Source organism: Roseateles agri (assembly GCF_034043675.1).
Taxonomy (GTDB): Bacteria; Pseudomonadota; Gammaproteobacteria; order Burkholderiales; family Burkholderiaceae_C; genus KK5.
Window position 1 is genome coordinate 260,607 of sequence record NZ_JAXCLA010000009.1, and the last position, 22,140, is coordinate 282,746.

At 63.9% G+C, this 22,140-nt stretch carries 20 protein-coding genes; 12 read left to right on the forward strand and 8 right to left on the reverse strand.

The features are described from left to right. Positions 1-217: 217 nt before the first annotated feature. From SNE35_RS26300 to SNE35_RS26335, 8 genes are read right to left on the reverse strand one after another with little or no spacing between them, the layout of a single operon-like run. Complete coding sequence (locus tag SNE35_RS26300) at positions 218-1,690, reverse strand: hypothetical protein (RefSeq protein ID WP_320426006.1); 1,473 nt, start codon at positions 1,688-1,690, stop codon at positions 218-220. Beyond that, positions 1,687-3,684, reverse strand: coding sequence for an FAD-dependent oxidoreductase (locus tag SNE35_RS26305; protein WP_320426007.1), 1,998 nt, complete (start codon positions 3,682-3,684; stop codon positions 1,687-1,689). Before SNE35_RS26305 ends, SNE35_RS26300 begins: the two co-directional genes overlap by 4 nt. 23 nt (positions 3,685-3,707) lie before the next feature. After that, positions 3,708-5,354 (reverse strand): AMP-binding protein, encoded by a 1,647-nt coding sequence (locus SNE35_RS26310; RefSeq protein WP_320426008.1) that lies wholly within the window; start codon positions 5,352-5,354, stop codon positions 3,708-3,710. Positions 5,355-5,369: 15 nt separating this feature from the next. Beyond that, entirely contained in the window at positions 5,370-6,083 is a 714-nt protein-coding gene (locus tag SNE35_RS26315) for an ABC transporter ATP-binding protein (RefSeq protein WP_320426009.1), read from the reverse strand. Continuing rightward, positions 6,080-6,850, reverse strand: coding sequence for an ABC transporter ATP-binding protein (locus SNE35_RS26320; protein WP_320426010.1), 771 nt, complete (start codon positions 6,848-6,850; stop codon positions 6,080-6,082). The genes SNE35_RS26315 and SNE35_RS26320 overlap by 4 nt, the downstream gene beginning before the upstream one ends. After that, positions 6,847-7,791: a branched-chain amino acid ABC transporter permease gene (locus SNE35_RS26325; RefSeq protein ID WP_320426011.1), complete on the reverse strand. Its 945-nt coding sequence runs from the start codon at positions 7,789-7,791 to the stop codon at positions 6,847-6,849. Before SNE35_RS26325 ends, SNE35_RS26320 begins: the two co-directional genes overlap by 4 nt. 29 nt (positions 7,792-7,820) lie before the next feature. Next, positions 7,821-8,705, reverse strand: a complete 885-nt coding sequence (locus SNE35_RS26330) for a branched-chain amino acid ABC transporter permease (RefSeq protein WP_320426012.1) — start codon at positions 8,703-8,705, stop codon at positions 7,821-7,823. A gap of 10 nt (positions 8,706-8,715) precedes the next feature. Beyond that, the gene (locus SNE35_RS26335) at positions 8,716-9,891 is read right to left on the reverse strand and encodes an ABC transporter substrate-binding protein (RefSeq protein ID WP_320426013.1); all 1,176 of its coding nucleotides are present in this window, start codon (positions 9,889-9,891) and stop codon (positions 8,716-8,718) included. 139 nt (positions 9,892-10,030) lie between these two features. On the opposite strand from SNE35_RS26335, the gene SNE35_RS26340 reads away from it, so the two are divergent. The 12 genes from SNE35_RS26340 (at position 10,031) to SNE35_RS26395 (ending at position 22,136) form a co-directional block, all read left to right on the forward strand. Beyond that, positions 10,031-10,825, forward strand: coding sequence for a GntR family transcriptional regulator (locus SNE35_RS26340; protein WP_320426014.1), 795 nt, complete (start codon positions 10,031-10,033; stop codon positions 10,823-10,825). Between the two features lie 161 nt (positions 10,826-10,986). Next, positions 10,987-11,892 (forward strand): SMP-30/gluconolactonase/LRE family protein, encoded by a 906-nt coding sequence (locus SNE35_RS26345; protein WP_320426015.1) that lies wholly within the window; start codon positions 10,987-10,989, stop codon positions 11,890-11,892. 10 nt (positions 11,893-11,902) lie between these two features. Beyond that, on the forward strand, positions 11,903-12,613 hold the full coding sequence (locus SNE35_RS26350; RefSeq protein ID WP_320426016.1) for a GntR family transcriptional regulator: 711 nt from the start codon (positions 11,903-11,905) through the stop codon (positions 12,611-12,613). A gap of 16 nt (positions 12,614-12,629) precedes the next feature. Next, the gene (locus SNE35_RS26355) at positions 12,630-14,219 is read left to right on the forward strand and encodes a class I adenylate-forming enzyme family protein (RefSeq protein WP_320426017.1); all 1,590 of its coding nucleotides are present in this window, start codon (positions 12,630-12,632) and stop codon (positions 14,217-14,219) included. 50 nt (positions 14,220-14,269) lie between these two features. Further along, on the forward strand, positions 14,270-15,574 hold the full coding sequence (locus SNE35_RS26360; protein WP_320426018.1) for an ABC transporter substrate-binding protein: 1,305 nt from the start codon (positions 14,270-14,272) through the stop codon (positions 15,572-15,574). Between the two features lie 10 nt (positions 15,575-15,584). Beyond that, the gene (locus SNE35_RS26365) at positions 15,585-16,445 is read left to right on the forward strand and encodes a branched-chain amino acid ABC transporter permease (protein ID WP_320426019.1); all 861 of its coding nucleotides are present in this window, start codon (positions 15,585-15,587) and stop codon (positions 16,443-16,445) included. Between the two features lie 47 nt (positions 16,446-16,492). Then, positions 16,493-17,518, forward strand: a complete 1,026-nt coding sequence (locus SNE35_RS26370) for a branched-chain amino acid ABC transporter permease (RefSeq protein ID WP_320426020.1) — start codon at positions 16,493-16,495, stop codon at positions 17,516-17,518. Then, positions 17,515-18,315: an ABC transporter ATP-binding protein gene (locus tag SNE35_RS26375; RefSeq protein ID WP_320426021.1), complete on the forward strand. Its 801-nt coding sequence runs from the start codon at positions 17,515-17,517 to the stop codon at positions 18,313-18,315. Before SNE35_RS26370 ends, SNE35_RS26375 begins: the two co-directional genes overlap by 4 nt. Before the next feature lie 4 nt (positions 18,316-18,319). After that, the gene (locus SNE35_RS26380) at positions 18,320-19,093 is read left to right on the forward strand and encodes an ABC transporter ATP-binding protein (RefSeq protein WP_320426022.1); all 774 of its coding nucleotides are present in this window, start codon (positions 18,320-18,322) and stop codon (positions 19,091-19,093) included. Between the two features lie 11 nt (positions 19,094-19,104). Beyond that, entirely contained in the window at positions 19,105-20,181 is a 1,077-nt protein-coding gene (locus SNE35_RS26385) for a cyclase family protein (RefSeq protein ID WP_320426023.1), read from the forward strand. Positions 20,182-20,191: 10 nt separating this feature from the next. Beyond that, the gene (locus tag SNE35_RS26390) at positions 20,192-21,043 is read left to right on the forward strand and encodes an IclR family transcriptional regulator (RefSeq protein ID WP_320426024.1); all 852 of its coding nucleotides are present in this window, start codon (positions 20,192-20,194) and stop codon (positions 21,041-21,043) included. Beyond that, positions 21,030-22,136, forward strand: a complete 1,107-nt coding sequence (locus SNE35_RS26395; RefSeq protein WP_320426025.1) for an SDR family oxidoreductase — start codon at positions 21,030-21,032, stop codon at positions 22,134-22,136. Before SNE35_RS26390 ends, SNE35_RS26395 begins: the two co-directional genes overlap by 14 nt. Positions 22,137-22,140: the final 4 nt, after the last annotated feature.

Genomic DNA, 22,140 nt, shown 5'->3' on the forward strand with positions numbered 1-22,140 from the left:
CGACGAAGCCGGTGCCGTCACCGTCTCGCGGCGCTGGCCAATGCCACCAACAAGCGTTTTCTACCGTTCTCGACCCGTTGCAGACATCAGCATCGCCAATAAGGCAGTCGACAAGCTGTCAGTCAATCTTGTCCGATTTCACAGCGCCCCTTCGCTGAGCAGAGTGGGGACGAGACTGGGCTGAGAACTCCGCAAGGCACCTTCAGTCTGGCAGCCATCACGTGCTCGGCAGCAGCATTGCCCCTTCGATGTGAACGCGGCGTCCGACCATTTCTTCACTTTCGAGCGCTCTCACAAAGGCAGGATCACTGGTCGTGGCCATGGCGCGCCGCCCGTCCGGCGTGTCCGCCAGCACCACGCCCTGGCTTTCCTTGTCGCGCGCGTGCAGAACAGTGCAGCCAGCTACCACCGCCATGCCGCGGAAATGTTCGACGATCTCGAGTGCAGGCGATTCCTTGGCGACCGTGGCACTGAGATCGAGGCTGGCGAAAGGCTGCTGGGGCGGGTCCATCGACCACAAGGCAAACGCCTGTTTCGTGACCACACCTGATACGCAGGACAGCAGCGCATTCCGCCCGCGTCCCATTCGCATCAGTTCAATGGCGCGGCAAGTGGACTGCAGCACGTAGTTGTTGTAAGGGCCGCCCGCGAAGGCCATGCCGCCGGTGAGTGTGAGCGGAGCCTCGATGTTCAATCCGACGGCCTTCGCGAAGTGCTGCACAGCTAGCGGGAAACAGCTGTAAAGGTCTACGAGGTCGACGTCCGTGATCTGCAGGCCGGCGTAAGCCAGCGCAGCCTGGCCGGTTATCCGGGCGCCCGGGCATTCGGCGAGGTGCTTGCGCGCCGACACTGCCACCATGTGGTTGGATTCTGTGCTGACGACGGGATAGACCCAGCGATCTTCCGGAATGCCGAGCGAACGCGCATGTGCGTTTGAGCACAGCAGCAGCGCGCCCGCTTGGTCCACGTTCCAATCAGAGCAGTGGTGACGGGTGTACGGAAAGGCCTGCATCGGATTGCGGGCCGAGGCATTGCGGATGTCGATCGCGGACAGAGCTTGTGTCAACGTTGCATGAGGATTGGCGGCGGCAGTGTCGGTGAACCTGGCATAGAGCGCCGCGATGCGGTCGCGGTGATCCGAGACGCTCAAACCCTCACGCGCCCGCAAGGCGCTCTCAAGAATTGCGTAGAGCCCCACCGGCATCTGCATGCCACTGCGCAGTTCTACCGTATGCCGCAACTCCTGCGCCGGACGTAGGTGCAGGTCGGGTGCATCGTTCTGCGTGCGCTCGTGGGGTGCTTCACCAGAGATTCGCGCGCGCAGCAGGCGATACCCGGTGTCCGCACCGACAACCATCGCGCAGCGGACCTCGCCCCGCGCTATGCGCGCGCAGGCATCGCCGATGAGCGTCTGCTGCAGCACGCCGACGCTGGACAAGACCTGGAATGCCTTCGGAGCGCCCACGGCGCGCGCGATCTCGCCAGCCGGGTTCGCATATTTCCAACGGCCTGCGGGCACGCTGATGTGCTCGAGGCTACCCAAAATTTCCGCCGAGCCGGAGTCGATGCCGGCGGCATGAGCCACCTGGACCATCAGGTCCAGCGGTTCAAGGGCCTGCCGGAAGTCGTCATCGCGGCGCATGGCAGTGGCCATGCCGACGAGAACCGGGGTGAAGTCGGAATCAATCATGTTGAACTGGCCTGTGATGGCGAACCCAGCAGTGCCGAGGCCGCGTCGAATGCTTGACGAACTGCGTCGCCGATTCGCCCGATGCGGACCGCGTCGCCGACAAAGACATAGGGAATGCCAGCTACCCGCAGCAAAGCCGCCATGTCGTGGAGTGGCTGGCGACCCTGTGCCATGGCGACCAGCCCGGCGGGCATGAAGCGCATCTCGCCTGCGGCATCGGCAAGCATGACGCCGTCGTCAGCAATTGATGTGAGGTGCGTGTGCTCGAGAATCGTCACATATGGATTTGCCACTAGACGCGCGCGCAGAGCCCTGCGATACATCAGCTCGGCGCCGCGTGCCAGGTCGGTGGCCGCGGAGCGAGTCACTAAGGTCACCCGGAAGCCTTCGGCGACCAACATTTCCGCGGTCTCGCACCCGGTTTCACCACCGCCGTACACGATGGCAGTCCGCTGCTTGTCGAACGCCATCGGCACGTCGCCCATCAACAGAGCATGAGCGCTGCGCACAATGTCCTTGTGGATGCCTTCGACCGGCATGGCGCGATCGCTAGCGCCGGTGGCGACGAGCGCGGCTTGCGGAGTCAGGCGCCGCAACTCGTCCACGTCCGGCACAGTCCCGAGCCGAACGTTGATGCCGCTTCGAGCGATCGCGGCAACCAAATAGTCGCGGTACCACAGTAGACGATCTTTCCCGGGCGGTGCGGCAGAGGCGATCAGCCCGCCGCCCAATGCCTCGCGGCGCTCGTACAAGGTCACTTCGTATCCCGCACGATCCAAGCGCAGTGCGGCCGACATGCCGGCTGGGCCGCCACCGATCACTAACACGCGGGATGCCTGGGATCCTTTGCGCGGCTTGAACAGTGGCACGGTCTGCAGCTCTCGGCCAGTGCGCGGATTCTCTGCACAGCCGATCGGCTCGTGTGCCCGCACGCGCTCCATACACCAGTTGCAGTTGGTGCATGGCCGAATTGTGTTGGCGCGACCTTGAGCCGCCTTGCGGGCCCATTCCGGGTCGGTTAACAGCGGTCGGCCGAGGGCAATCATGTCGACGATGCCTTCGGCGATCGCTTGCTCGGCGACGGCTGGCCATCGTGTGGGGCCAATGGCGATCACGGGCACGTTAGCAGCCGCACGCAGGCGTGCTGCATGCGGCAGTCGCCATCCTTCGGGTTCGTCCATCGAGTCGACCATTTTCTCGAAGGATCCGTGCATGGTGCCGGAGGTGACATGCAAGGCGTCGGCACCGGCTTGCACGAGTGCCGGCACGATTGACTCGCAATGCTCGATGGTCAAGCCCTGCGGCACGAACTCACTCGAAGACAAGCGATAGACCAATGCGCGGTCAGCACCGAGTTCTCGCTTGACGGCGCTCAGGATCGCCTTCGGGAATGCCAGGCGGCGCTCGAAGTCGCCGCCCCATTCGTCGTCGCGCGTATTGCTGCGCGGTGATAGAAACGCCATCGGCAGGTAGCCGTGAGCGCCGTGAATCTCGAGCACCTCGTATCCAGCCTTGACGGCCAGCCTGGCCGCCCGTGCATAGTGCGCCACGATGTCGTAGATCTCGCGGGTCGTCAAGGCGCGTGCAACCAGCTTGCCGGTGCGCGCTTCGCGATGCTCGCTCGGCGCCGCTGGCAGACGTTCGTCGAGCGTCAGGCGTTCGGCGAAGCGACCGGACATGTGCAACTGAAGGCATGGGACGCAGCCATGAGAACGCAAACGCTCCACCAAGCGACGATGCCCATCGAGGTGGCGCTCACTTTCGAGCGTCAGTTGCCTCACCTCCGCTCGGCCGAAGCGCGAATCCACGCAGGTGAACTCGACCGTGATCAGGCCGACACCGCCTGCGGCCCGCGTCTCCAAAAAGGCCGCCAACTCCGGTGTGATCGACCCGTCTTCGCCGCCCAGTGCGCTGGACATGGCCGCCATCACGACGCGGTTAGGTACGGTAATGCCCGCCAGTTGTATCGGCGAAAAGAGCTTGGGAAATTCCATGCAAACGCTTCGCCAGGGTGCGGTCAGTTGCCGCGAGACTGTGTCGACAGCCGGCCCATGTGTACCTCGCGATCCCACGCGTCAGGAATCTGCATCGCCTTGACCTTGTTGCGCTCCACTTCGCGCTTGGTGGCTGAGCGTGGAAAGTCGTCGACGAAAGCCACGTAGCGCGGCACCTTAAATGCGGCCATCTTCGACATGCACCAATCGATAATTTCGCTGTGGCTCAGCGTGGGATCGCGCGCGATCACGAAAATCTTCACGTCCTCCTCGCCGAGTTCGGCCGGCACACCGACGGCAATGCACTCTTCCACACCGGGGTGGCGGCTCACGATGTCCTCGATCTCATAAGCCGAAATGTTCTCGCCACGACGTCGCAACCAGTGCACCTGGCGGCCAACGAAGAAGAGGTTTCCTGCCTCGTCGACACGCCCCAGGTCGCCTGTGTGAAGCCAGAGGTTGCGCCATGCCTCGACGCTCTTGGCAGGATTGTTGTGGTACCCAAGCATGAACGAGAAGGGCACGGTCGGGCGCATGCCGATCTCACCCACCACACCCGGTGGGACAGGGTTGTCGTTCGCGTCGAGGATGGCGATCTGTGACCATCCGTTGGGGTGGCCTACTGCGCCTTCGACTTGCGAGCCGAGTTGATTGCTTACCAGCATGGCGCCGCCGCTTTCGGTACTCCCGTAGATGTCGACAACCTGAATACCGAAGCGTTCGATGAACCGCGCGGGTACCCACTCGGGTACCTGACCGTTGACGCCGGTCGAGATGCGCACTTTGTGATTGCGATCATTCGGTGATTCCGGCGCCTGCGTCAGCACAGTCATCATCGTGCCAATGGGGTCAACGATCGTGGCGCCGGCCTGGCGCACGCGCTCCCAGTAGCTAGACACGCTGAAGCGGCGGTCCATGACTGAGGTCATGTCGTTGAGCATTGGGCCGATGATGCCGAACTGCGTGCCGGATCCATGGAACATCGGTAGCGTCGTGTAGTGGCAGTCTTCCGGTGTGGTCTGTAGAACCTCACCGTAACGGTAGCCAGCACAGATGAACGCGAAATGCGGCATCACCACGCCCTTGGGCATGCCTGTGGTTCCACCGCTGTACAGGATCAAAGCGGGGCTGCCCGGCCTCAACTCCGGCCGCGGAGGCGGCGTGGTTGGTTTCAACAGGTCTTGGAAAGAACGTATCGGGGCCGCGGGCTGGGCCGGAGGGCCCACGAACACGGTTAGCCCGCTGAGCATTTCAGCGGGTAGCGACGCAACCTTGCCGGCGTTCTCGGCATCGACGATGAGAACCTTTGCGCCAGTGTCGCGCAGCGTGTAAATGAGGTCGTCGCCAGTCAGGCTCGCATTGAGCGGCGCCCACACCGCGCCCAGCTTGTTGGTGCCAAACCAGCCGAGCACCTGCTCCACACAGTTGAACATCAGGCTGGCGACGCAAGCACCCTCGCGGACGCCGAGCGCGTGAAGATGGCCTGCCACCAAGTCGGAAAGCCTGTCCAACTCGTTGTACGCGAGGGGCCGGCCATCGATGACGGTCAGAATCCTGGGCCCGTGCACGCGAGCCTTGTCGCGCAACAGCGCCGGCATGTCGTGCCATCGGGCAGAGCGGCCTTTGATTTGGATGCGAGCCGAAGCGTCCTGGATGTCGGAAGTTTCCATAGATTTGTGTAACAGTCAGTCGCGACCCAGATAGGCCGAGAAGAGTTTCGGATCGGCAGTCAATTGCGCCGGAGTGCCTGTCAGTACGAGTCGACCATTGGCTAGGACGTAGACACGGTCAGCGAACTTGAGGGCTTGTTGCGCGTTCTGCTCAACGATCAGCACGGTCGACCCTTCGTCGCGCAGCTTGGCAAGCACTCGCATCAATTCGAGTGCCGTCTTCGGAGCTAGGCCGAGCGACAGTTCGTCGATCATCAGCAGCTTGGGCAGGCCTAGCAGGCTGCGGCCAATGGCGAGCATCTGCTGCTCGCCGCCCGAAAGCATGCCGGCTTGCTGCATGCGACGACGCTCGAGCACCGGGAAGAGGCTGAAGACCCTACCTAGCGTGTCCTTCACCCGCTGCGCACCGCGCATGTAGGCGCCGAGCGACAAGTTTTCAGCCACGGTCATCTCTGAAATGATGCCGCGCCCTTCTGGGACCTGTTGCAGGCCGGCGCGTGCGATGCGGTGTGGCGCCAAGCCGCCGATGGGCTCGCCGCTGAAGCGGATCTGCCCCGACTTTGGTCGAAGCAGTCCCGATAGGGTGCGCAGCAGCGTGGTCTTGCCGGCGCCATTTGCACCGAGCACCGCCACCAGTTCGCCTGCGTTCACGTGCAGGGAGATATCGCGCAATGTATCCATCTCGCCGCGGGCGACGTTCACCGCATCAAGTTCGAGAAGCGCTGTCATTCTTCGGCTCCGATGTACGCCGCAATCACGCGTGGATCGTCGCGTACCTGCTCCGGCGGCGCGTGCATGATCGGGTGACCGAGATCGAGCACCGTCACTTGGTCCGCCATGCCTACGAGGAACTCGATGTGATGCGTGATCACCAAAATCGTGAGGCCGTGGCGTGCACGCAGTTCCAGCAAAGTGGCTTGCAGCTCGGCGATTTCCTTGGTGTTTAGGCCTGCCGTCGGTTCGTCGAGCAGCAGCAGGCGGGGAGTAGATATCCATGCACGTGCCAGCTCGACCATCTTGCGCTGGCCGTAACTCAGGCGGCCCACTTGCGTCTGCGAGTGCCGCTCAAGTCGGAAGCGCGCCAAGACCTCGTCTGCCATCTGAGCGGCCTCACGGGCGAGCCGGTTGCGGCGCGGCCAGTTCACCAATTCGTCGAACATGGTCATGCGCAGTTTCTGGTGCAGCCCGACGAGAACGTTGGTACGCACAGTTGCGGTGTCGACCAGCGCTAGGTTCTGAAAAGTGCGCCCGATGCCGGCCTGCGAGAGTCGCTCTGTATCGAGGCTCAACAGGTCGCGCCCGTCGAACTGCAAGCGCCCAGATTGCGGCGTCACGATGCGGCAGATGACGTTGAGCAAGGTCGTCTTGCCGGCGCCATTCGGCCCGATGAGACCGTGGATCGTCCCTTCCTTCACCTGCAGGTTGACCCGGTCGAGCGCGAGAAGTCCACCGAAGCGCAGGCACACGTCCGAGAGGGAGAGCAGCGCTTCACTCATGATTGCGATTCCTCCAGCTTCTTAAATGACGCCGAAGTTCCCGTGGGCCTTGCGACTTTGCGCCACGCTGCCGTCACCATGCCGAGTAGCCCGTCAGGAAAAAAGGACACGATCAGTAGGAACGCTATCGCGTAGATGAATTGGGAGAGGTTGCGAGCCTGTTGCGTCAGCTCAGGCAGTGCCACGATAAAAGCTGCACCGAGAAAGGGCCCCAGCAACTTGCCGCGACCACCAATCATTACCGCAGCAAAGATCGTGATCGAGAGGTCGGTGTTGAACGTGTCGGGTGCGACGTAACCTGTGACCATGCCGAGCAGCCCACCCGCGACGGCGCCCAGAACGGCAGCAAACGCAAAGGCGGCGAGCTTGTGATAGGTGACGTTGACACCAAAGCTGCGCGCCACGTGCTCATTGACGGCGATGATCAGCAGTGCGCGCCCGGATCGCGAGTTGATCAGGCTGTGCGACATGGCCAGAGCCAGCACAGTGAGCACGACTACGACGTACCAGAGCGTCAAGCTGCCCTGCGGCGGCAGAGCGGAAGCATCGATGTACAAGCCCTGAGGGCCGCCAAGGAAGTCGACGCTTTTGACTACCTGGAACAACATCGACGCAAATGCGAACGTGACGATGGCCAGTGACAGCAACTTCAATCGGATCGCGGGCAGGCCGATCAGGATCCCGACTGCCGCGGCGAGCACCGCCGAGACCGCTAGCGCGACAGCCGGATGCCAATGCCAATGGTTGATTCCTGCAGCTACCACGTAAGCACCTACCAGCATGAACCCGCCATGCCCGAGCGCGTAGAGCTTGCCAAAGCCCATGACGTAGTTCATGCCCAGCGTTGCCATGCTGTAGATCAACCACAGCGTCACCACGTAGCGCGGGTAGTCGCCTAGCAGCGGGCCGAGCAGGCATAGGAGAGCGATCGCGGCGAACATGAGCACGCCTGGGGCGCGTAGGGTGGCCTTCATACGCGCTCCAGATGCACTTTGCCGAATAGTCCGTTCGGGCGGAATACAAGGACTAGGAGCAGCACGGCAAACGTGAAGGGCTCACGTAGGGAGATGGAAATCCACGTGGCTGCATAGCTCTCCAGCACGCCGAGGATCAGTCCGCCCGCGATGACACCCGGAAAGCTCGTGAGGCCGCCGAGAATGGCCGCCGTGAAAGCTTTAAGGATGTACGGCTCCATCAGGTTGGTGCCGAGAAAAGAAACAGGAGCGATCAGCATGGCCACCAGAGCGCCAATGCCCCCTGAGATCATCCATACCAACGCGCCGACCTTGTCGACGTTTACGCCGAGCAGCGTCGCAACCTCGGAGTTCAGCGCCACTGAACGCATGGCCAGGCCAGTGCGGGTGTAGCGCATCAGCAGCAGGAACGTGATGGCCAGCACCGCGGCGATGGCCAGCGTTCCCATCTGCTCATATGAGATGAAAAAGCCGCCAACAGACACTGAGCCGTTCGAGAAGATGCCCGTCATCACATACGGCTCGTTCTCGCCCCAGGCGTAGAGCAGGACGGCATGCACGAGCATGAACAAACCCAAGGTCTTGATCGTCATCCCCATGTGGTCGGTGTCCGGCTTGGGCCGCAGCAGCGCTATGTAGATGGCGCCGCTGATGATCGAAGCCAGTAACACGGCCACGAGCACGCCGCCCCAGGCGCCGAAGTTCAACTTCGAGACATACATGAACAGCAGGAAGACGCCCAGCGTGCCCAGATGCCCTTGAGCGAAGTTGGCAACGGAAGTTGTCCTATAGATCAGGGCCAGTGAGATGCCAAGCAGAGCGTAGTAAGAGCCCGTGACGACGCCGGCCATCGTCGTGGAATAGATCAGATCGGAGTTCATCCCGGGACACTCATTCCTTCGCCTTGAGGGCAGGGCCAAGGACGACGAACTTGCCGTCCTTGACACCGATGGGAACCACCGTATGCGCTCCGGTGTGGTCGGTTGCGGTGAAGCTCACAGGACCGCTGATCTTGGGGTCGAACTCCTGCATGTTGTTGAGCGCGGAGACCAGTCCTGCACGCGTGAGGTTGCGACCCGCGCGATTCAGGCCTTCTACGAAGACCTGGGCGGCGAGACAGCCAAACATGGTGAAGTGGCTTGGCTTGAGCTCGGGGTAGGACTGCTTGACGGCAGCGCTGCACTCGGTGGCCGAGGGCGCGGTAGGCGGCGCCACGATGCCGACGGTGGTGAGCCAGTCGTCGGCGTAGGTGTTGACCGGATCCAGGAACTGTTCAGCCGACAGGGTTGCGACGCCCAATCCGACCCGTGGGTGCCAATTCTGTCGTTTCATCGTGAGGAACATCTTGGCCGCGCCAGCAGCTGAGTCCCCCAGGACAGCGAGATCCGGGTTCTGCGCTTTCATCTGCAGGATGTAAGGCGTGTGGTCCGGCACGTTGACCTCGAACAGTTCGTCATACACCACCTTGATGCCCTGGGCGGCAAAGATCGCGCGCGCAGCCTTTCTCATTGCCTCGGCGCCAGGCACGTTGATCATCAGGATGGCCGCCGTCTTCGGCTTCGGGTTGGCGTTCTGGATGGTGTACGGCAGCATGCCGTTGATCTGTGCGCTCCAACTCGGCATCAGCGCATAGACGCTCTTCTTCACCGGCTCAGTGAGCTCCGGCATGGCCGCCCACGGAAACAGGTAGGGCACATCCGGATAGCCTCCAAGGAAGGAGAGGATCGCCGACTGCGTGGCCGTGGCGCAGCCGCCAAAGATCGCGAAAACGTTGTCCTGCTGAACCATGCGACGCGCGTTGGCGATCGCACGTTGCGGCAGGTAGGCATCGTCGAGGATGTTGTATTCGATCTTGCGGCCATGGACGCCGCCGGCGGCGTTGACCTTGTTGAACCAGGCCATCGCACCATACGTGGCTGGCGCGCACACCGCGGCGACCGAGCCGCTCATCGCATTGGAACCGCTGATGACGATCCGGGCGTCCTCGACGCCGGGCTCGGCCATGGCGCTCGAAAAGATGAAGGCGGCGCCGGCGATGAGCGCAACGCGGGAAAAGCGACTGGGCATCTTGTCTCCTTCGTAGTCTAGCTATGGACTTATTTATTGGCAACTGTATCCAATCGGCAATCTTGCGGAACTGGGTTTTCCCTAGCCGAAGCTCATCTAACATATCGGACTTGTCGGTCACACAACCCATGCAAGCCGTATGAGCACCTCGAATTCCCCGCGCACTGGCAGCTTCGTCATCAGCACTTCGCTTGTCGAAACGCAGGAGACCGCCGAGGTTTCTTTCGATTCGATACAGATCGGCAAGCATGAGCGGACGCTAGGCGGCAACATCACCAATGCAATCCGCAACGCCATCATTAGCGGCAAGCTGGCGCCGGGCCAGAGCCTGGGACAGGAATTCCTGGCCAATCTCTTCAACGTGAGCCGTGTGCCGATTCGCGAGTGCCTGAAGCAGTTGGCGACGGAAGGCCTGGTCGAACTCGAACCGCACAAGGGGGCGGTGGTGGCCAAGCTGTCATTGAAGGAGCTTGACGAGCTCTACGACATCCTCTGGGCGCTGGAGATGATGGCGGTGAGGATTGGTGTCGGAAAGCTTACCGATGCTGACATCGCCCAGATGGCCGCAATGGACGCGAAGCTACAGGTGATCGACGATCCGCTGGAGTGGTACTACGAGAGCGTCCGATTCCATCGCGTGATCGTAGTGGCGGCCGATATGCCGCGCTGCCTGCACATGATCGATGAATGCCGCCAAAACATCGGTCGCTATCTCAGCGATGCGAGCTTCTTCCAGGCTCATGTGTCCGAGTGGAACAAGCGCAATCGCGTGCTGTTCCGTGCATGCCAGGCGCGCGACGCCGACAAGGCCGTAAATGCGCTCGACGTGATGCGCCGGCTGTCCACCAAGCAGATCAGGTCCCACCTGGTCGAATCGTTGCAGAAGGAAGGCGATCCGGCGAGCACACCACGCAAGACCCAACGCGTTTCCTGATCTCGCGGCTGGGAGCTCGCACCCTAAGCAGCGCCGAAGCAGCCCAAAAACAGGGGCAAACCCGAATGTCGATTGGATACAATCGACTTAGCATTGGCCACCATATACACGGTGGCCTGTGATGCATTCGTCGAATGCTCGGGCGAGCCCGGAGCTGAGACATGCAGGAATTCGCCGTGGGACTTCGCTTCCCCGAGGGACCTATCGCACTTGCTGACGGCAGTCTGCTGGTCGTGGAGATCGCAGCAGGGAACCTCACGCGCATCGACCCGTCTGGCGGCAAGACCGTCGTAGCCCACTTGGGTGGCGGACCAAACGGCGCCGCGATTGGTCCAGACGGGCGTTGCTACGTCTGCAACAACGGCGGCTTTGAATGGCGCGAACGGGACGGCGTGCTGCTTCCGGCTGGCACTGCCAAGGATTATTCGGGTGGCTCGATCCAGGCAGTCGACCTGGTCACCGGCGAAGTCGACGTGCTGTACACCCATTGTGGCGAGCAGCGCCTGAACGGCCCCAACGACATCGTGTTCGATCGCACGGGCGGCTTCTGGTTCACTGACCACGGACACACGCACGGACGCCACCGAGACCGCGGAGCCGTCTACTACGCGCAGACCGACGGATCATTGATCACCGAGGCGGTATTCCCGGTCGAGATGCCGAACGGCATCGCGCTCTCGCCTAACGAGCAGACGCTCTACGTCGCGGAAACTGTCACTGGCCGCCTTTGGAGCTGGAGCCTGGAAGCACCTGGGCGGGTGGCTCGTCGGCAGCGCAATATCCTGGGCGGCATGGGCCAGCTCGTGTACGGCCTGGGTGGGTTTCAGTTGTTCGACTCGATGGCGGTGGACGCCGAGGGCAACATCCACGTCGGCACCGTTCCGAGTGGCATCTCTGTTGTGAGCGCCGACGGCCAACTGATCGAACAGATTCCGATGCCAGAGCGCTTCGCCACCAACCTGTGCTTCGGGGGGGCCGAGCTCGACGAGATCTTCGTGACATTGTCGTCAACAGGGCGCGTGGTGCGCGCGAAGAGCCGCTTCCGCGGGGCGAAGCTGGCTTTTTGACCTCAAGGCCATGGTCTCCGACCCTGCCATGCGCCACACGGGCTTTGATAGCGTCCAGATCGACGCGGATGCGCGCACGCTCGGCGCGAGCGTCACTCATCGCCTACGCCTCGCTATCACGCGGGGCGAACTGATGCCCGGGCAGCCGCTGGGACAGGAAGATCTGGCCCAGCGCTTTGGGGTCAGTCGCGTTCCCATCCGCGACAGCTTGAAGCAGTTGGCCGCGGAGGGCTTGGTGGATCTCGCGCCATACCGCGGCGCGGTCGTGGCTCAGTTGTCGCTGGACGAGCTGGACGAGCTCTACGGAATCATCTGGTCACTCGAAGCCCTGTGTGTAGAGAAGGCCGTGCCACTTCTTGGCGTAGCCGAACTCGCTCGCATGGCAGCCCTAATCGACGAGATGGAGCGCGAGGCGCGTCCTTCGGAGTGGTATGCGCTAAGCGTGTCGTTTCACAGCCTGATCCTTGTCGCGGCAGGCCGGTCGCGCTGTGTTCGCATCGTCGATGAGTGCCGACACAACGTGGGACGCTACCTGATCGAGCGGGACTTCTTCGCTACACAGGTGCCCGCATGGCGTGCTCGCAATCGCAAGCTGTTTGAGGCCTGCAGGCGCCGCGACACAGCGGCCGCCATTAAGGCGCTCGACGTGATGCGGACGCTGTCCACGGGGCAGATCCGGGAACACCTCAAAGCCACCCAGCGCCGACGCCCGGCGCGCTGATTCAACCGAAAACGAAATGAATCCCATCACTACAGAGACGCATTGGCAGCGCCAACTGAAGGTCTACAGCCAACGCGAGCCCGACCTGGACCAGATGTTCCGTGCCAGTGTTGAGCGATCGCCTCAGGCTACCGCGTTGGTCGACGGCATGCTTCGCGTCAGCTATCAGGAACTCGATGAGCGAGTGTTGCGTTTGGCATGTGCCTTTCACGCCCATGGCGTGAGCTCGGGAGACCGCGTTGTAGTCCTGCTCGCCAACCGTCTCGAGTTCGTCGTCACCGTGCTTGCATGCGTACGCGTCGGTGCGCTGGTTGTGCCCGCAGGCACGCGTCTGCGCAGCCCGGAGATCCACCACATCTGCAGCGACGCGGGCGCCTGCGCAATCGTGCACGAAGCGTCGCTCGCGCCCGAGTTGCCGGACCGTGCGGAACTGTCGAACCTGAAGCTGCGGGTGAGCGTGGCGGGCGATGCGACGGGCTCGATCGCCTTCGAGAAGTTCATGAGCAAGGATCAGGCGCTGGACTTCGCCTTCGAAGCCCGAGCTGGCGAGGACGACCCGTTCGGCATTCTCTACACCTCGGGCACCACGGGCCGGCCGAAGGGGGCCGTGCTGACTCACCTTGGCGCGATTCATTCCGCGCTTCATTGGAAGCAACTGCACGGCTTGAAAGCCCAGGAGGTGTCGCTGCTGGCCATTCCGGCGTCGCACGTGGCGGGCCTGTGCGGGGTGGTGTTCCCGATGCTGATGGTCGGTGCGTGCATCGTGTTGATGCGGGAGTTCCGCGCCCGCGCTTTCCTTGAGATGGCCGAGCGAGAGCAGATCACGCACGCGCTGCTGGTGCCCGCGATGTACGCGCTTTGCCTGCTGGAGCCAGAGATGCCGCGCTTTGATCTGGCGCGCTGGCGGCTCGGCGTATATGGCAGTGCGCCGATGCCTGAATCGACCATCACGCGAGTGGCCGAGCTATTGCCGGGACTCGACTTGTGCAACGCCTACGGCGCCACCGAGACCACATCACCTGCCACCATCATGCCGCTTGGTGAAGGGATCTCGCACACCGACAGCATCGGTCGCGTCGTGCCGTGCGGAGACATCCGCGTGATGAACGAACAGGGGCATGAAGTGGCTCCCGGCGAGACCGGTGAGTTATGGATAGGCGGACCGATGGTGGTGCCGGGCTACTGGAACAACCCGCAGGCCACTGCGTCCAGTTTCATCGATGGCTATTGGAAGTCCGGCGATATCGGCGCCATCGACGCCGAAGGGTTCGTCCGCATCTTCGACCGCAAGAAGGACATGATCAATCGCGGCGGCTTCAAGGTCTATCCGGCAGAGGTGGAGAACGCTCTGTGCTCGGCGCCCGGCGTGGTGGAGGCGGCCGTTGTGGGCCGGCCCGATCCGGTGCTCACAGAACGCGTGGTGGCCTTCGTCCGGCGCTCCGACCCTGCGCTGGACGATGCGGCCTTGAAGCGCTTCTGCAAAGACAACATGGCCGACTACAAGGTGCCCGATCGGATCGTCGTTCAGGACGAGCCGCTCCCACGCAACGCCAACGGAAAGATCCAGAAGGATCAGCTGCGCCATTTGGCAAGCGAGGACGTATAGCGGCGGTTCATTCAGCGAACCTTGAATTGCGCCAACTGGGCCGCCGTCCGATGCGCATTCAACAACCGCTACATACCATCGATTCAAGTCGGAAATTACACGCTGGCCACGCAGAGGGCCCATCGAAAAAACCGATGCACGCGCGATTGCCGCGCGGAACGCACACAGGAGACAACATGCATATTTCCACGCGCATTGCGACCCTTTTGCTTTCTCTGTGCACGGCCGCGGCCGTGCCCGCACAGGAGGCCAAGCCTCCGATCCGCGTCGGCTGGATGGCTTCGCTTACCGGGCCGCTGTCGACGGCCGCTCTCGGCATCGACAGCGGCGTACGGCTCGCGGTCGACGAGATCAATGCCGCTGGCGGCATCAATGGTCGCAAGCTGGAGTTGCTGACGCGTGACACGGCCGGCGATCCAAACAAGGCGGCGACCTTCGCACAGCAACTTGTTCATGCCGACAAGGTCGACATCGTCATTGGTCCGGTGAACTCCGGCGAGTCGCTGGCCACAGTGCCGCTGGTAGCGCGCAAGGGCACGCCGAACATCGTCATCGGCGCAGTCGAGGAACTGACCGACGCCAGGAAGTACCCGCGCGCCTTCCGCGTCATCAATACCACCGGACAGTGGGTGACCGTCGCCGACGACTACGTGCTCAAGACGATGAAGCGCAGCAAGATCGCGCTGATCGGCGACACCACCGGCTACGGTACGGTGAGCGTGCGCACCGCTACCGAGGACTTGAAGAAGCGCGGTTTGACACCCGTCTTCACAACGATGGTCGACCCCAACAAGACCGACCTTTCCGACGAGATTGCCAAGGCGCGCGCGGCGAACGCGGACGTGATCATGGCGTGGTCGGCCGCCACCGGCGTGCTAGCTCGCCTGATCAACGCGCGCGGCGATGCGGCCTGGGACGCACCTATCGTCGGGCATCCTTCGCTGATGGCGCTGCCGCTGAAGCAGTTGCTCAACAAGCCGGCCTACTGGGAGAACGTCTACGGCGCCGGCTACCTGGCGACGTCCTACGACGCGGCCGGCAAGCTGCCGGAGCGCACCCAGGCTCTGGTCGACCGGATGCGACCGACGATGGGTGGCGGCAGCATCGACATCCTGTTCTGGTGGGTGAGCCTGGGCTACGACGCGGTGAAGGTCGCCGAGCACGGGATTCGCAAGGCGGGCAGCACCGATCCGGCCGCGATCCAGAAGGCGCTGGAGACCACGACGGGCTTCAAGGCTGTGCTGTCTACGCTGACCTACGGCCCCGACAAACGCGACGGTTTCCCCGACGAGAACATCGCGATCGACATCGCGAACACCTTCAAGGATGGCAGCTTCCGCTTGGCGCCGAAGTGAGGCGGCCGTCATGCTGAATACACTCCTGACCGGCCTGGCAACCGGCGCGCTCTATGCCGTCGTCGCCATGGTCTTCAACATCATGTATTCGACGTCGCGGGTGGTCTCACTGACCACCGGTCACCTGGCGATGCTGGGCGGCGTCTTCGGTGCTTGGCTCATCGGCGGATTCGGACTGCCGGCCTGGGTCGCGCTGCCGATCGTACTCGTCGGTGGCGCCGCCTTTGGCCTTTTCACCGAAGCGGTGGCGATCCGCCGCGTGCTGGCGTCCGGCAGCGAGCACCTGTGGGTGTTGTCTACGCTGGCGCTCGGTACCGTCGTGCAGCACCTGATGGCGCTGTGGTGGGGCACGGAGCCCAAGAAGTTTCCGCGCCTGTTCGAGCAAGACTACGGCGCGGGCTTGTGGGACCAGAAGTACTGGCTGCCCATTGCACTCGCCGGGCTCGCGGCATTCGGGCTGGCCGCCTTCTATCGCGGCACGGTGCTGGGCCGTGTCTTCACCGCGGTGTCCGAGGATCCGTTCGCAGCGAGGGCGCGCGGCATCCCGGTCGAGCGTGTGCGCGGGCTGTCGTATGCGCTGGCGGGGATGCTGGGCGCACTGGCCGGCTTCGTTGCGGGGCAGCTCACGTATGCCTTCTTCGCGCTCGGCATGTGGCTCACCTTGTCGGGCTTCATCGCGCTAGCCGCGGGTGGGCTCGGCAGCAATCTCGGGGCGCTCGTCGGCGGCCTGCTGCTCGGCCTGCTCGGAGCTTTAAGCACCTACTTCTTCGGCGCCCAGTATCAGCAGTCCGTCTCGGTCGGCTTGTTGCTGCTGGTGTTACTGGTCAAGCCTGCCGGCCTGTTCGGCACTTCGAGCGTGAGGCACGTATGACTTTTCAGGCTCTCTCGAAACCGCCACTCGCGCCGTCACCGGCGGCAATGCGCAAGGCCCGGCCTTCCCGCACGCTGCTCCGCGTCCTGCCGCTGCTGGCACTGGCACTGCCGTTCGTGGTCGGCAACGAATACCAGCTACACGTGCTGACGCTGATCGGTATCTACTGGGTTCTCATCGCCGGCCTGAATCTGGTCGTCGGCTACGCGGGGCAGCTCTCCGTCGGCCATGTTGGCCTCCTGGCGCTAGGCGCGTACACGCTATGCATCCTCACCGCTCGCGCTGGGCTAGATCCGCTTTGGGGCCTGGCGCTTGGCGGCGCGCTCGGCGGGCTTTGCGGCCTCGCACTCGGACTGCCGTCATTGCGTCTGCCCGGCTTTTACTTCGCAATGGCGACGTTGGCTTTCTCGATGATCGTTACCGAGCTGCTGGTGGCCCAGAACACGCTTACCGGCGGCGGTGCAGGCATGACCGCACCGATGTTCAATGCTCCGTTCGATACGCCCGGCGGCTTTTTCACCCTGGTGGCGCTGTGCGCCCTGCTCGTGACCTGGCTGAGCTGGAATGTGACCCGGCGCCTGTGGGGCAAAGGGTTGGTCGCGCTGCGCGACAGCGAGGTAGCGGCCGCCGCAGTCGGCATACCGGTGTTCCGGCTCAAGCTTGCGGCCTTCACGTTCAGCGGCGTCACCGCAGGCGTGGCCGGTGGGCTGTTTGCATCGCTGCAGGGCTACATCACGCCCGAGGCCTTCATGTTCGAGCTCGGCATGTTCTTCTTCATCTGCATCGTCATCGGCGGCAATGGAAGCATCGTCGGACCTTTCTTTGGCACTGTGATGCTGACGCTGCTGCCCGAGGTGGCCGCGCCGCTGGCCAAGATGGGCAATCTGCTCTATGGGCTGCTGCTGCTGGTGGCAGTGCTGCTGGTGCCGCGCGGCTTCGGTGCGTTGATGGCGCGCTGGACCGAGCGCCATCGTGGCCGGCGCCAGGCGCCGCCGGTGGCGCCGGACCGGGCACGCCTGTCGCGCGCACTGCTGGACATGCACAACGGCAATGATGGCGAGGCCCGTCCATGAGCGCGCTGCCCATCGCGACCCGCGTTCGTGCCCCTGCGGTCACGGAGTACCTGCACGCGGAGGGCGTAAGCAAGCAGTTCGGCGCGGTCAAGGCGCTGTCGGAGCTGTCGCTCGAACTGCGCCCGGGCGAGATCCACGGCCTGATCGGGCCCAACGGCAGCGGCAAGACCACCGTGCTCAACGTGCTGACTGGCTACTATCCGATCGACGCCGGACGCATCCGTGTCGGCGGCACTGACGTCTCCGCCTTGAGCGTGCAGCGACGTGTGCAGGCTGGCGTCGCGCGAACGTTTCAGAAGCCGCGCATCCTGCCGACGCTTTCAGTGCTCGACAACGTGCTGCTGGGGGCCTGGCGCGACGCCGCCGCCGCCATGCTCCCCACGATGTTCGCAACGCCAAGTGCGCGCCGCCGCGAAAGCTCGCTGTCCATTCGAGCGCGCGAGTTGCTAGCCGGCGTGGGCATGGCGCATGCCGCCGATGAGCGCGCTGATGCGCTGGAGCACGGCGAACAGCGTTTCGTCGAGATCGCCCGAGCTCTAGCTTCGCGACCCCGTTTCGTGCTGCTGGACGAGCCGGCGGGCGGGCTGAGCAATAACGAGATCGAAAGCCTGGGCGAGGTGCTCCAGGCCATGAAAGCTGCCGGTATCGGCGTAATGCTGGTGGAACACCACACCGATTTCGTGTTTCGGCTGTGCGACCGGGTGACCGCAATCGACTTCGGCCGTTTCATCACCTGCGGCACGCCTCAGGCAGTGCGTTGCCACCCGGAAGTGATCCGGGTCTACCTGGGAGCATAAGGAGATGAACGACATGAACATCACGGGTGGCACGCAGCGTCAGGGCGAGGTCATCCTGCAGGTTAGGGACCTGGTCGTGGCCTACGGCAAGGCCGAGGTGGTGCACGGCGTGAGCTTCAACGTGCGCGGAGGCGAGTTCGTCGTAATCCTGGGCCGCAATGGCGCAGGCAAGAGCAGCACCATGCAGGCGATGTCTGGGCTCATCCCAAAGCGGGGCGGCAGCGTGCGCTTCCGCGGCGAGGACCTCACGCAGGCAAGTGCGCAGGCCATCGTGCAGGCGGGTCTGGTCCACGTGCTGGAAGGTCACCGCGTGTTCCACGCGCTGACGGTGGAGGAGAACCTCATGATCGGCACGTGGGCCGGACCCAAGCGCGGCGACCGTCGGCTGCTGGAGCGTATCTACGCGCTGTTTCCCGAACTGGCAGAGCGTCGCAACCAGCCGGCTTCGAGGCTGTCCGGTGGCCAGCAGCAGATCCTGGCAGTTGGCGCCGGGGTGATCGCAGAGCCGCGCCTGCTGGTGCTGGACGAGCCGTCCGCCGGTCTCGCGCCGATGGTGATCGAACGCATCCTCAGCGCGGTCGCCGACCTCTGCCGCGACGGCATGGCGATCCTGCTGGTGGAACAGATGGTCGAGACCGCCCTGCGCTTTGCAGACTACGGCTACCTCATCGAGACCGGCCGCATCGCGGCCTCGGGCCAGGCGGCAGAGATCCGCGCCAGCGAGGCACTGCGCCATGTCTACCTGGGCCGGCAGGACGCTCCGGCCGAACACGCGTGAAGGAGACTGGAATGACCCAACACCGAGAAAACGCCGCCGCCAACCCCCGTTGGAAGCATCGCCCGGAGGGATCGAACTGGGGCGACTTTGGCCCCGACGACCAACGCGGCCGCCTCAACCTACTGACACCAGAGCGCGTGAAGCGCGCGGTTGCCGAAGTGCACGAGGGCCTGACGTTCTGCCTCAGCTTGCCGTTGGACTATCCGGGCGGCAACCTGCTCAATCCCCGTCGTCACCCGCCAGTGCTGCGCCCGACGCTACGCAATGGTCGTCCGAACCTGAATTACCGGATGGCCGACGACAACCCGTACCTCACGGACGTGATGAACGACGACGCTGTGATCCTGCATACGCAGTACTCCACGCAGTGGGACGCGCTCTGTCACGTGGGCCAGCTGTTCGATGCGGACGGTGACGGCGTGCCCGAGCCACGCTACTACAACGGTTACCGTCCCGGCATCGACGTGGTGGGTCCGAGCGACCCCTCGGATGCCGGCGCTGTGGGTCTGGTCCCGTACAAGGCTACCTCGGAAGCTCGCGCACTCGGCATCGAGAACATGGCCACTAGCTGCGTGCAGGGCCGTGGCGTCATGGTGGATCTGCACGCACATGTCGGCGACGCGCACACCTACATCGGCTACGACGCCTTCATGCGCATCCTCGATACGGACCGGGTCCAGGTGGAGCCCGGTGACATGCTGTGCCTGCACACCGGCTTTGCCGAGATGGTGCTGGGCATGAATCGCACGCCTGATCCCGAGCGCCTGGAGCACAGCTGCGCCGTCCTCGATGGGCGCGACGAGCGCCTGCTGCAATGGGTGAGCGACAGCCAGGTGGCAGTGATCGCCGCGGACAACTATGCGGTCGAAGGGTTGCCCGCGGCCGCGGGTTTCGGCTGCTGCGCGATGGCGCCACTGCACGAGCTCTGCCTGTTCAAGATCGGCGTGCACCTTGGCGAGCTTTGGCACTTCACGCCGCTGGCGCGTTGGCTGCGGCAGCACGGGCGCTCGCGCTTCCTGCTCACCGCGCCGCCGTTGCGGCTGCCGGGCGCGGTCGGCTCTCCGGCGACGCCCGTCGCCACTGTGTAAAGGGCCCGCGATGAAGCCCTCCACTTCGTCTGGCGAGACCCTCGGCGCCGTGCAGAAGGCCTGCCGTGTGCTGGCCGAACTGTCGGGTCCGGGCCCGCATCGCCTGTCCAACATTGTCGCCAACACAGGGCTGAACAAGGCCACGGCCCTGCGCCTGCTCGACGCGTTGGGCGAGGAGGGATTCGTGCAGCGCTATCCGGTGGACAAGACCTATGCGCTCGGCAACGGCGCGTTTGCGATGCACGCGTCCGTGTCGAGGCGGGTGAGCCTGCCGGCCAGTGCGCATACGAGCCTGATGCGTGTGGCCGAGGTGACCGGCGACACCACCTGCCTGTCGGTCCCTTGTGGTAGCCACAGCGTGTGCATCGATCGCGAGGAGGGCAGCAACCCCTGGCGCGTGAACTACTTGCAGGTCGGGCGTAGGCTGCCGCTCGGCGTCGGCAGCGCCGGCATGGCACTGATCGCGTGGCTTCCGGACGAAGAGGTTGAGCAAATGATCGCGCGCAATCGCGTCGTTTTGGCGGCCCGTTTTCCGCGCGTGGGCCCGGAGCGCATCCGTCGCGAGGTACAGCTGTCGCGAGAGCGGGGCTACTCGCTTTCCGCCAGTGTGGTGACGGAAGGCACGGGCGGTCTGTCCGTGCCCATCCTCGACATGCAGGGACGGCCCGTAGCGGCCATCGGTGCCTCGGCGCTCGTCGAGCGGTTGGTGAAGCGCGAGGTGATGCTGGCCGAGCTGCTGATTGACGAAGCGTCGCGCATCGAAAGCGCGCTGCATGGCAGAGATGGAACAGACCGCGCCGCGCATTGCTCTACCGCCGCGCAGACGACATCGATGAGGGAGATTTCCGATGTCCATGCGTGACCAAGCTGTCGTCGTCGGCGCCTCAGGCATCGTGGGGCAAGCGGTGCTGCGCGCGTTCGCAGAAACGCCCGGCTGGGACGCGGTCGGCGTCTCTCGCCGCCTCCCGGTGAACGTGCCGCTCCATGCGCGCCACGTGTCCGTGGACCTTACCGACCGCGATGCCTGTGCAAGTGTCTTCGGTGCGATGAAGGACGCGACCCATCTGGTGTATGCGGCAGTCAATGAAAAGCCTGGTCTGGTCGCCGGATGGGTCGACCGGGACCAGATGCAGCTCAACCTTGGGATGCTGCGCAACGTGCTGGAACCACTGCAGGCGAATGCGCGCGGGCTGCGGCACGTGACCTTGATGCAGGGTGGCAAAGCATACGGCATCCACCTGGATCCGAACCTCGCGGTGCCGGCGCGCGAGCGCTGGCCCCGGCATCCGCACGACAACTTCTACTGGCTGCAAGAAGACTACCTGCGCGAGCGCCAACCGCATTCCGGCTGGCACTGGACGGTGCTGCGGCCGCGCCTGGTGTTCGGCGACGGGCTGGGCAGCAACATGAACCCGCTGCCCGCGATCGGCGTCTATGCAGCGCTGCAGAAGGCGCGTGGCCTGCCACTGTGCTACCCGGGCGGTCCGCCGCGGGTGTACCAGGCGGTGGACGCCGACCTGATCGGCCGCGCCTGCGTCTGGGCTGCGCGATCAATCGAGGCGCGCAACGAGATCTTCAACCTCGCCAACGGCGACGAGTTCGTCTGGCAGAACGTCTGGCCGGTGATTGCCGATGCGTTTGGCATGGCGGTGGGCGAGCCGCAGCAGCAGCACCTGGCCGAGACGATGCCGCCGCTGGAAGCGCAGTGGGCCAAGATCGTGGGACAGCATGGCCTGCAGGCGCCGCCGAGGTTCCGCGAGTTCGTCGGCCAGGGCTTCGCCTACGCCGATTTTCAGCTCAACACCGGCAAGACCGGCCCGCAGCCGCCCTCGCTGGTGAGCACGATCAAGATCCGCAAGGCCGGCTTCACCGACTGCATGGACACCGAGGACATGTTGCGCCGCTGGATCCAGCGCTATCAGGAGCTGCGCTGGCTGCCGCCGCGCGACGGCTGAACGC